Genomic DNA, 9,949 nt, shown 5'->3' on the forward strand with positions numbered 1-9,949 from the left:
CGTCGCGCTCCAGGCCGCGCAACGTGCTGGTGAGCACCTTCTGCGAGATGCCGATCCGGCGGCGCAGGTCGTTGAACCGCAGCCTACCGTGCTCCAGCGAGACGATGATCATCATCGACCATTTGTCGCCGACCCTGGCGAGCGTCGCCGTCAGCGTGCGGCAGGTCTCGACCGGCAGGTCGCTCATGCATGGTTTCGTCAAGGTGCCTCCTTGCAGCGCGACCGAGCCGCCGCCTAGATCCAGTCACCACTGGATACCGTATCGGCTAGAGGAGCAGGCCCGATGGACGCAAGCGAGGATCGCCCCGTGCTGGTCACCGGCGGCTCCGGCTATCTCGCCGGTCACATCATCGTGCAGCTCCTGCAGACGGGCAGGTCGGTTCGCACCACGATCCGCGACCTGGCCGGGGCGGACGAGGTCCGCACCACGCTAGAACGTCACGCGTCGACCGCAGGGCTGACGTTCCATGCCGCCAACCTGATGTCCGATCCCGGTTGGGATGCCGCGCTGGCGGGAACCGGCCACGTCATCCACGTCGCTTCGCCGATGCCGGTGCGGGAGTATCGCGGCCAGGACTTGGAGAGGCCGGCCCGCGAGGGCGTGCGCCGCGTGCGGGAGGCCGCTCGCCGCGCCGGTGTACAGCGCGTCGTGATGACCTCGTCGACGGCCGCCGCCAGCCCTGGCGGGACCGGATCGTCGCCGTCCGACGAGACGATCTGGACGGACCTGTCCGACAGGAACGTCAGCCCCTATGCGCGTTCGAAGACGCTGGCCGAGCAGGACGCCTGGGCGCTGGCGAGGGCTTCCGGCGGCGATCTTGTGCTCACCACGATCCTGCCCGGCATGGTGCAGGGCCCGGCGCTCGGGCCGGACGTGTCGGGCTCACTGGAGGTGCCGCTGCGGATGCTGACCGGGCGGCTGCCACTCGTGCCAAGGGTCAGCTTCTGCGGCGTCGACGTGCGGGACGCGGCCGAGCTTCACATCAAGGCGATGACGGACGACCGTGCGCCGGGGGAGCGGATCATCGCGGCGGGCGCACCGCTCTGGTTCCGGGAGATCGCGGCGACGCTGAAGTCCCGGCTGGGCGGTAAGGCGGCGAAGGTCTCCACGCGCGAAGCTCCCGACTGGCTGGTGCGGACGATGGGCCTGTTCAGCCCCGACGCCCGCTTCATGGCCGCTGACCTCGTCAAGCGCCGCAGCTACACGTCGACCAAGGCGCGGACGATCCTCGGCCGTCCGCTTTGCCCCTTGGAGGATGCTGTCACCGCCGCCGGCCAGAGCCTCATCGACTACGACTTGGTCTGAGCTGGTAACAGCTTCAGCCTAAGCCTGGGGACGTGGGTGTGACGCTTAACGGTGGTGCTGTCGGTCTAGGCCGTAGGCTCATAAGCGGAGCCACAGCCGCATTGAGGTGAGCTGGACCATGGCAAGGAAGTTGGCGGCGAGCTTGTCGTGGCGCGTGGCGAGGCGACGGAAGTGGTTCAGCTTGGAGAAGAAGCGCTCGATCAGGTTCCGCTCGCGGTACGGGCGCTTGCTGAAGCACGGTTTCCACTTGCTGTTGCTTTTCGGCGGGATGTTAGGCGTGGCACCTTGATCTTGGATCAGCTCGCGGATGCAATCGGCATCATAAGCCTTGTCGGCTAAGACGATTATACGCGGGCCGAGATGGTCGAGCAGCGTATCAGCGACCTGCCCGTCGTGGGTCTGCCCTCCTGTCTAGGCAACACTTCACCTCGCCTCGATCCCGCTGCGGTGCGCTATATTGAACGGAGTTCTAGCGCCCAATTACAATACAGCTATCGCCCTGGGCTACCGCTGCGCGATCTACTGATTCCAAGTACCGGCAACCCAAGCAGCGATAGCGATTTCCGCTAACCAATATGGGCACGTGCTTGATATACGCAGCGACAAACAGTTAATTTGAATTGAGTGTGGCCTAGCGTTTCTTCAGAGACGAGCGTGCTTGCCGCCATAGCGTTGGCCCATATAGCTCGCCAGCCGTCGCATCAGCCCTGAGGCACCGTGCGCCGCTTCCGAACAGCAGGGCAGCGGGATTTGGCTCTCGCCCCGCGCGCGGCGATCGACCTTGCGACACAGTTCCTCGACATCGGCGCGGGTCAGCAGGTTCTTCTCGCGCATCACGCACATGAGGCTCTGCAGGATAATCAGGCTCTCTTCGCCGGGATCACCGGTATGGTCCTGCGCAATTGGGGCTATCGCCGCCATCGGTCGCTCTCCTCGTTCTTTGACGATAGAGTACGCCGAATCGCGATGCTGGCAAGCGTCAGTTCAGGCCACCACCAAGGCTGCGATACAGCTCCACCAGATTGCCGCCGCGGTTGAACCGAGTCGTGGCCAATTGCTGCTGCGCAGCATAGGCGGTGCGCTGCGCGTCGAGGGTCGTCAGGAACGAATCGATCCCGGCGCGATAGCGCGCGTCGGACAGTTTCGCCGCGACCTCGGCGGCGTTGGCGCGGGCTGTCTGGGCGGCGATCTGCTCGTCGATCGTGCCGCGCTGGGCGAGCGCGTCGGCGACCTCGCGGAACGCGGTCTGGAGTGTCTTCTGGTAGGTTGCGACGGCTGCGTCGCGCGAGGCGCGGGCGTCGGCAAGGTTACCCCGGTTGCGACCGCCGTCGAACAACGGCAGCGCGATCGACGGCCCGGCGCTGTAGGTGAAGCTGCCTGCCGCGAAGAGCCCCGAAAGCGCGGTGCTGATCGTCCCCACTGCCGCCGTCAGCGAGATGGTCGGGAAGAAAGCCGCACGCGCCGCGCCGATGTTGGCGTTCTGCGCGATCAGCAGATGCTCGGCCTGCAACACGTCCGGGCGGCGCAGGAGGACGATCGAGGACAAGTCGATCGGCAGCGCCTCCAGCCCTGGGCGCGCGTCGCCGAGCGCGGTCGGCAGCAGCGCCGGCTCGACCGGCGCGCCGACCAACAGGTCGAGGGCGTTGCGATCCTGGGCGATGCGCGTCTGCAGCACCGCGATGTCGTTGCGCGCGCCTTGATAGTTGGTCTCCGCCTGGCGGGAGGCGAGTTCCGACGCGACGCCGATACGGAACTGGGCGGTGGTCAGGCGCAGCGTCTCGTCGAACGCGGAAAGCGTCTGCCGGGAGAGAGCCAGCTGGTCCTCGTCCGACGCGATGGTCAGCCAGGCGGTCGCGATCTCCGCGATCAGGCTGATCCGCGTGGCTCGCTGCGCTTCCTCCGTGGCGAAATACTGCTCCAGCGCCGCCTTGCTCAGGTTGCGCACGCGGCCGAACAGGTCGACCTCGAAGGCGGAGACGCCGACATTGGCGGAGTAATAATGGATGTCGGTCGACCCCGCGCCGATGCCGCCCGCCCCCGTCGCACCCGTCGTTCCCAGCGAATTGGTATAGGTCGCGGCACCTGACGCAGTGACCGACGGCAGCTGCTCGGCGCGCTGCACCCGATATTGCGCCCGCGCCCTCAGCACGTTGGCGGCGGCGAGCTGAAGGTCCTGATTATGGTCGAGCCCTCGCTGGATCACCTGGCGAAGACGATCGTCGATGAAGAAATCGCGCCAGCCGACCCGGGTGACATCGCGCGCCTCCGTCGTCGCGGCGGGATAGGTCCCCCCTTGCGGCAACGCGGCAGGGACGGCGGCGAGCGGGCGGACATAGGCCGGTGCCAGGTTGCACCCGGCAAGGGCGGTACCGGCCGCGAGCGCCACGGCAAGGCAGGGGCGGAAGGTCACGACGCAGCTCCCCCAGGCACGGCCGATGCATCGTCGCGGTCAGGCTGTCCTTCGACATGACTGCCGAACAGCCGCAGCACCACCACGAAGAACATCGGCACGAAGAAGATCGCCAGCAGCGTCGCCGACAGCATTCCGCCGACCACCGCGCGGCCGATCGCGTTCTGGCCCCCCGCCCCCGCGCCGGTCGAGATCGCCAGCGGGAACACGCCGAAGATGAACGCGAATGACGTCATCAGGATCGGCCGCAGTCGAAGCTTTGCCGCCTCCACTGCCGCGTCGAACGCGTTCAGGCCGTCGCGCATCCGCTCCTCGGCGAACTCAACGATCAGGATCGCGTTCTTTGCCGCGACGCCAATCGTGGTGATGAGACCGACCTGGAGGTAGATGTCGTTGCTGAGCCCGGTCAGGGTCGCCGCCACCAGCGCCCCGACGATGCCCAGCGGCACCACCAGCATCACCGAGATGGGCACAGACCAGCTCTCGTACAGAGCGGCGAGGCACAGGAACACAATCAGCAGCGACAGCCCGAACAGCGCCGGCGCCTGCCCCCCCGACAGCTGCTCCTCATAGCTGAGCCCGGTCCATTCGAGGCCGGTTCCCGGCGCGACCTTGTCGTGCATCGCCATCATCGTCTTCAGCGCCGCGCCCGACGAGACGCCCGGTGCCGGCTGGCCGAGCAGCTCCATCGCAGGCTGGCCGTTATAGCGGGTGAGCTGCATCGGTGCCTGCGCCCACGACAGCGTCGAGAAGGCGCTGAACGGTGCCATCGTGCCGGTACTGCCGCGGACATAGAAATCGCCGATATTCTCGGGCACGTTGCGATAGGGCTCGTCGGCCTCGAGATAGACGCGCTTGACGCGCCCACGATCGATGAAGTCGTTGATGTACGATCCGCCCCAGGCGGTCGAGATGGTGCTGCTGACGCTCGCGAGGTCAAGCCCGAGCGCGCTCGCCTTGTCATGGTCGACGTTGACCTTGAGCTGCGGCGCATCCTCGACCGCGTTGGGACGGACACCGACCAGCGTCTTGTCCTGTCCCGACGCGCCCAGCATCGCGTTGCGCGCCGCCAGCAATTTGGCATGACCGATGCCGTTGCGATCCACCAGCTGAAGGTCGAAGCCGGTCGCGTTGCCAAGTTCCTGGACCGCGGGCGGCACGACCGCGAAGATCATCGCGTCCTTGAATTGCGAAAAGGCCTGCATCGCGCGGCCGGCGATGGCCGGTGCCTTGTTGTTCTTGCCGCCGCGCTCGTCCCAGCTCCGGAGAGGGATGAAGGCGATGCCGGCATTCTGGCCGTTGCCCGCGAAACTGAAGCCATTGACGGTGTAGACGCCCTGAACGTTGCCGCCCTCGTGTTGCAGGAACTGGTCGCGGATGAGGTCCAGCCCCTTCTGCGTGCGCGCGCTGGTCGCGCCGGCCGGACCCTGGACCAGCGCGATCATGATCCCCTGATCCTCGTCGGGCAGGAAGCCGCTGGGCAGCCGCGCAAACAGCAGCACCATGCCGGCGACGATCAACCCATAGACGATCAGCGACCGCCCCCAATGCCGCGCCGTGCCGCGAACACCGCGTTCATAGCGGACCCGGCCCTTGTCGAACTTGTCGTTGAACCAACGGAAGAAGCGCGCCAGCAGCCCCTTGCGCTCGGTCTTGTCGGGATCGTGGGGCTTCAGGATCGCGGCGCACAGCGCCGGGGTCAGGATCAGCGCGACCGACACCGACAGGATCATCGCCGATACGATGGTGATCGAGAACTGGCGATAGATGACGCCCGTCGATCCTCCGAAGAACGCCATCGGCAGGAAGACCGCCGACAGCACCAGCGCGATGCCGACTAGCGCGCCGGTGATCTCGTCCATCGACTTGCGTGCCGCGTCTTTGGGGCTGAGATGCTCGGTCTGGATCAGCCGTTCGACATTCTCGACCACGACAATCGCATCGTCGACCAACAGGCCGATCGCCAGCACCATGCCGAACAGGGTCAGCGTGTTGATCGAATAGCCTGCGATCGCGAGCACCGCGAACGTGCCGAGCAGGACCACCGGCACCGCGATCGTCGGGATCAGCGTCGCACGGAAATTCTGCAGGAACAGGAACATTACCAGGAAGACGAGCACGACTGCCTCGACCAGCGTCTCGATTACCTGCTTGATCGACAGCCGCACGAACGGCGAGGTGTCATAGGGATAGATGACGTGGACGTCGGGCGGGAACGCCTTGGCGATCTCGTTCACCCGCTCCTTGACCAAGGCGACGGTGGCGAGCGCGTTGGCGCCGGGAGCCAGCTTGATGCCAAAGCCCGAGGCGGGCTTGCCGTTCCACTGCGACGAATAGCCATAGGTTTCCGCGCCGATCTCGACCCGGGCGACCTCGCCCAGACGCACGATCGAGCCGTCGGCATTGCTCTTCAGGCTGATCGCGCGGAACTGCTCGGGCGTGGTCAGGCGCGACTCGACCGAGACCGTCGCGTTCAGCATCTGCTCCTTGCGGGCGGGCTGGGCGCCGATCTGGCCGGCGGCGACCTGGGCGTTCTGCGCGGTCACCGCCGCCTTGATATCGTCCATCGTCAACGCGAAATTGTTGAGCTTGAGCGGATCGGCCCATATCCGCATCGCATATTGCGAGCCGAACACCTGCGTGTCGCCAACGCCCGCCGTCCGCGACACTGGGTCCTGCAGCCGCGAGACGACATAATCCGACAGGTCGTCTCCGTCATGCTTGCCGTTGTCCGAATAGACGCCGACGAACATCAGGAAGTTCTGCGTCGCCTTGGCGACCAGGATGCCCTGCTGCTGCACCTCGCGCGGCAACAGCGGCGTCGCCGCCTGCAGCTTGTTCTGCACCTGCACCTGCGCGATGTCCGGGTTGGTGCCCTGCTCGAAGGTGAGGGTGATCACCGTCTGGCCGAACGACGAGGACGACGACGAGAAATAGCGCAGGTGGTCGATGCCCTTGAGCTGCTGCTCGATGATCTGAGTAGTGGTGTTCTCCAGCGTCTGCGCGTCGGCACCTGGATAGGTCGCGGTGATCGCCACCGCCGGCGGCGCGATCGCGGGGAACTGTGCGATCGGCAGCTGCCGGATCGCCAGGATGCCGGCGAGCATCAGAATGATCGCCAGCACATAGGCAAAGATCGGCCGTTCGATGAAATAGCGCGCCATGACCGGTTACTTCCCCGCCCGTCGCAGCGGCGCGGGGGCCGTCGGCGACCTGGCATCGGCGGTCCAGGGCGACGGCGTCACCACCATACCTGGACGCAGCGTCATGCCACCCTCGACAATCACCCGGTCGCCCGGCCTGACGCCGCCAGTCACCAGCCAATTGTCGCCAACGGTGCGCTCGGTCTGCAGTGTCCGCGGCTCGGCCTTGTTGCCCTGCCCTACCACCATCACCGCTGCATTGCCGCGCTCGTCACGGCTGACCGCGCGCTGCGGCACCAGCGTCGCCCGCGCCTGCCGTCCCTCGACCATCGCCGCGCGGACATACATGCCCGGCAGCAACAAACCATTGGGGTTGGGAAAGATCGCGCGGATCACCTGCGAGCCGGTGGTCTGGTCAACGGTGACGTCGGCGAAGCGCAGCTTGCCCGTCGCGCCGTAGGTCGTGCCGTTCTCGAGCAACAGCGTCACGTTCGCCTGCGCGTCACGCTGCAACTCGCCGGCAAGCATTTGCTGGCGCAGCTTGAGCAGGTCGGCGCTCGACTGCTGGATATCGACATAGATTGGATCGAGCCGCTGGATCGTCGCCAGCGGGTTGGCCTGTGCCGCGGCGACCAGCGCGCCGGTGGTGTAGGTCGAGCGGCCGATCCGCCCGGCGATCGGCGCGCGGATGGTGGTGCGGTCGAGATCGATCGCCGCCGTCCGCACCGCCGCCTGTTGCGCGGCGACGTCGGCGCGCGCCTGCGCCGCGCTGGTCAATGCGTTGTCGTAGTCCTGCTTCGCGATGGCGTTGATCTTGACCAGCTCGCCATAACGTCGGGCAAGCGCCGCGCTCGAGGCGATCGCCGCCTGCGCACGGGCCAGCGCCGCACGGGCGTTGGCGAGCTGCGCACGGTAAGGCTGCGCGTCGATACGGTAGAGCGGCTGGCCCTTGGCAACCGCGTCGCCCTCGGTGAACAGCCGCGCCTCGATCAAGCCGTTGACCTGCGGGCGGATGTCGGACGTCTCGAACGCGGCGGTCCGCCCCGGCAGCTGGCTGCTCAGCGTCACCGCTTGTTCGGATACGGTCACATAGCCGACGCCGGGCGGCGGTGGCGGCGGGGGTGGCTGGTGCCCGCAAGCGACAAGCAGCAGCGCTGTCGCGAGCGGCAGGGGACGAACGACCTTCATGCTGTAGCCTGTCAAAGATGCGCGGGGTTTGTTGCAGGATGGCGTCGGGCACCTCCGCATTATGTACCGCAAAGTATAATAATGCCTCGACCAATCGTCAACCAGCGTTTTACACCGTTCGTGGCGTCAGCGGCCGGGCCAGATCATCAAGCTGGTCTTCAGCACGCCCTCCAGATCCTCACGGCTGGCACCCGCGCCCGCCTGGACGGCCATCCCCTGCAGGATCGTGAAGAGAAACTGGGCGAGTGCTGCGGGCTCGATATGGCCGGGCAGATCGCCGTCGCGCTGCGCTTGCCGAAAACGGTCGAGCAGCGCCGCGGAGGACGAGGCGCGCCGCTTTATCACTTCCGTCTTGATCGATTCGGCTTCCGCCCCGCACGCGCTAGCGCCGATGACGCCGAGGCAACCCTTGGGATCGCGACTACTGGTCTGCGCATCGATCGCGCCGCGCATGATATGCTCGGCAACCGCACGCGCGGTCGGTTGACGCAGCGCGTCGCGCATATAGGCCAGCTTCTCGGCCTCGTAGAGGTCGAGTGCCTTGCGAAACAGCTCTTCCTTGTTACCGAACGCTGCATAGAGGCTGGGCTTGGTAATCCTCATCGCCGCAGTGAGGTCGGACATCGACGACCCCTCATAGCCCTTCGACCAGAAGACCCCGAGTGCTGCGGCCAACGCGGTATCGACGCAGAACTCGCGCGGCCGTCCGCGGGTCTGAGCAGGAATCACCATTTCCATAACGCGTGGTATAGAAGACAAGTCGTTCAATTTAAAGCCGGACCCCAAACATATTTGCTACGAAAGTTGGACCCGGAACCAGACGTGAGAATGGGCTCGATATCTTCAGAAGGGGCGCTTGTTAAGCTCGCAGGCAACGAGCGCCTCTGAAGCACAAGCGTTTGCGTCACGCCCACAGACAAGTGGGCCGAATGTCTGACACCGACCTACTACCAACATTGCGAGCAGCGATCCGTTGACGGGAGCTCGGCATGTTCGGGCAAACGGACCCGATGTTGTTGCCGATGCGGATCAGGCACATGCTTAAATGCGATCAGGTCACTTCCTGATTCAGTCCAGCAGCCCTCGCCGGCACGACCACCTCGTCGCGCAGCCAGGCCTGGGCGGGGTCGTTCGCCAGCGCCGGTGACCAAAGCAGGCTGATGGTGAACGGTGTGCCCGCAACCGGAGCAGGCCTGCGCTCAAGCGCAAAATAAGTCGCGAAGCCTTCGGCGACGCTCAAACGGCAGCGTGACGAGCAGGTCGGTAGCCGCGCAGATCGCCAGGGCCGCGTAGAAGTGCGGCTGGCGCAGCGCGACGCGGCGGTGCAGGCCGATCTGTGCAAGGGCGTCGTCGACCGCGCCCGGCCCGTCGTCGAGAACGGACACTATCGCATGATCGTATATGGCATAGCGTGCGGGCGTGAGCGGTTCGGCGGCGGCCGGATGATCTCGGCGCATCAGCGCCACGAGACGGTCGTGGTAGACCGCGCGTGTGCAGCCCGACTGTGGTCGGACCTGCAAGACCGAAGCCGAACTGGTCTGCAGCGACTGGTGCTGCTGTCCTCGGTCGGCGCGCACCTGCCAGCAGGCACCGGGCCGGTGCTGGGGTTGCATCGAGCCGAGAGCATCCTTGTCGATGCCGCGCCGCACGTCACGTTTCTGCGACCGGCGAGCTTCATGGACAATTGGCACGGTTTGGCGGGCGCTGCGCGCGGGGGCGTGCTGCCAAGCTTCTTCGCAGATCTCGACACGCCGCGCCGACCGTCTCGACGCGCGATATCGGCGCTAATGCTGCCGCGCTGTTGCTCGAAAGCGCGCCGCCCCGCGTGTAAATAGGCGTCGAACCGGGACCCCCTATCGGCGTGCAAAAGGGACCCCTCGATCGCGATGGCATACGACGATG

General features: G+C 66.1%; 9 protein-coding genes and 1 pseudogene. 1 reads left to right on the forward strand and 9 read right to left on the reverse strand.

All coding sequences use genetic code 11. The features are described from left to right. The coding region (locus HUU96_RS05990; RefSeq protein WP_174291936.1) for a winged helix-turn-helix transcriptional regulator at positions 1–187 on the reverse strand (187 nt) is incomplete at its 3' end. Between the two features lie 96 nt (positions 188–283). Here HUU96_RS05990 and HUU96_RS05995 point away from each other — a divergent pair. Then, complete coding sequence (locus HUU96_RS05995; RefSeq protein ID WP_174291937.1) at positions 284–1,306, forward strand: NAD-dependent epimerase/dehydratase family protein; 1,023 nt, start codon at positions 284–286, stop codon at positions 1,304–1,306. Between the two features lie 65 nt (positions 1,307–1,371). Here the strand turns inward: HUU96_RS05995 and HUU96_RS06000 are convergent. The 8 genes and pseudogenes from HUU96_RS06000 to HUU96_RS06030 form a co-directional block, all read right to left on the reverse strand. After that, a pseudogene (locus tag HUU96_RS06000) lies at positions 1,372–1,717 on the reverse strand (IS5 family transposase); the annotation flags it as partial. A gap of 231 nt (positions 1,718–1,948) precedes the next feature. Beyond that, a complete protein-coding gene (locus HUU96_RS06005; protein WP_174291938.1) occupies positions 1,949–2,227 on the reverse strand; it encodes a hypothetical protein in 279 nt (92 codons plus the stop codon). A gap of 58 nt (positions 2,228–2,285) precedes the next feature. Continuing rightward, positions 2,286–3,716 carry an efflux transporter outer membrane subunit gene (locus HUU96_RS06010; protein ID WP_174291939.1) on the reverse strand — a complete coding sequence of 477 codons (1,431 nt, stop codon included), beginning with the start codon at positions 3,714–3,716 and terminating at the stop codon, positions 2,286–2,288. Further along, positions 3,713–6,880 (reverse strand): efflux RND transporter permease subunit, encoded by a 3,168-nt coding sequence (locus HUU96_RS06015; RefSeq protein WP_174291940.1) that lies wholly within the window; start codon positions 6,878–6,880, stop codon positions 3,713–3,715. Before HUU96_RS06015 ends, HUU96_RS06010 begins: the two co-directional genes overlap by 4 nt. A 6-nt stretch (positions 6,881–6,886) precedes the next feature. Next, positions 6,887–8,047 (reverse strand): efflux RND transporter periplasmic adaptor subunit, encoded by a 1,161-nt coding sequence (locus HUU96_RS06020; RefSeq protein WP_174291941.1) that lies wholly within the window; start codon positions 8,045–8,047, stop codon positions 6,887–6,889. Between the two features lie 126 nt (positions 8,048–8,173). Beyond that, entirely contained in the window at positions 8,174–8,785 is a 612-nt protein-coding gene (locus HUU96_RS06025) for a TetR/AcrR family transcriptional regulator (RefSeq protein WP_174291942.1), read from the reverse strand. Between the two features lie 313 nt (positions 8,786–9,098). Further along, positions 9,099–9,287, reverse strand: a complete 189-nt coding sequence (locus tag HUU96_RS14945) for a hypothetical protein (protein WP_217430272.1) — start codon at positions 9,285–9,287, stop codon at positions 9,099–9,101. Beyond that, entirely contained in the window at positions 9,247–9,696 is a 450-nt protein-coding gene (locus tag HUU96_RS06030; RefSeq protein ID WP_174291943.1) for a LysR substrate-binding domain-containing protein, read from the reverse strand. Before HUU96_RS06030 ends, HUU96_RS14945 begins: the two co-directional genes overlap by 41 nt. Positions 9,697–9,949: the final 253 nt, after the last annotated feature.

Source organism: Sphingomonas bacterium, from assembly GCF_903644135.1.
Taxonomy (GTDB): domain Bacteria; phylum Pseudomonadota; class Alphaproteobacteria; order Sphingomonadales; family Sphingomonadaceae; genus Sphingomonas.

Bases quoted from the DNA above. Each gene is read 5' to 3' on its own strand.
- HUU96_RS06020 (WP_174291941.1), bottom strand. From the start codon at position 8,047: ATGAAGGTCGTTCGTCCCCTGCCGCTCGCGACAGCGCTGCTGCTTGTC.
- HUU96_RS06015 (WP_174291940.1), bottom strand. From the start codon at position 6,880: ATGGCGCGCTATTTCATCGAACGGCCGATCTTTGCCTATGTGCTGGCG.
- HUU96_RS06025 (WP_174291942.1), bottom strand. From the start codon at position 8,785: ATGGAAATGGTGATTCCTGCTCAGACCCGCGGACGGCCGCGCGAGTTC.
- HUU96_RS05995 (WP_174291937.1), top strand. From the start codon at position 284: ATGGACGCAAGCGAGGATCGCCCCGTGCTGGTCACCGGCGGCTCCGGC.
- HUU96_RS06005 (WP_174291938.1), bottom strand. From the start codon at position 2,227: ATGGCGGCGATAGCCCCAATTGCGCAGGACCATACCGGTGATCCCGGC.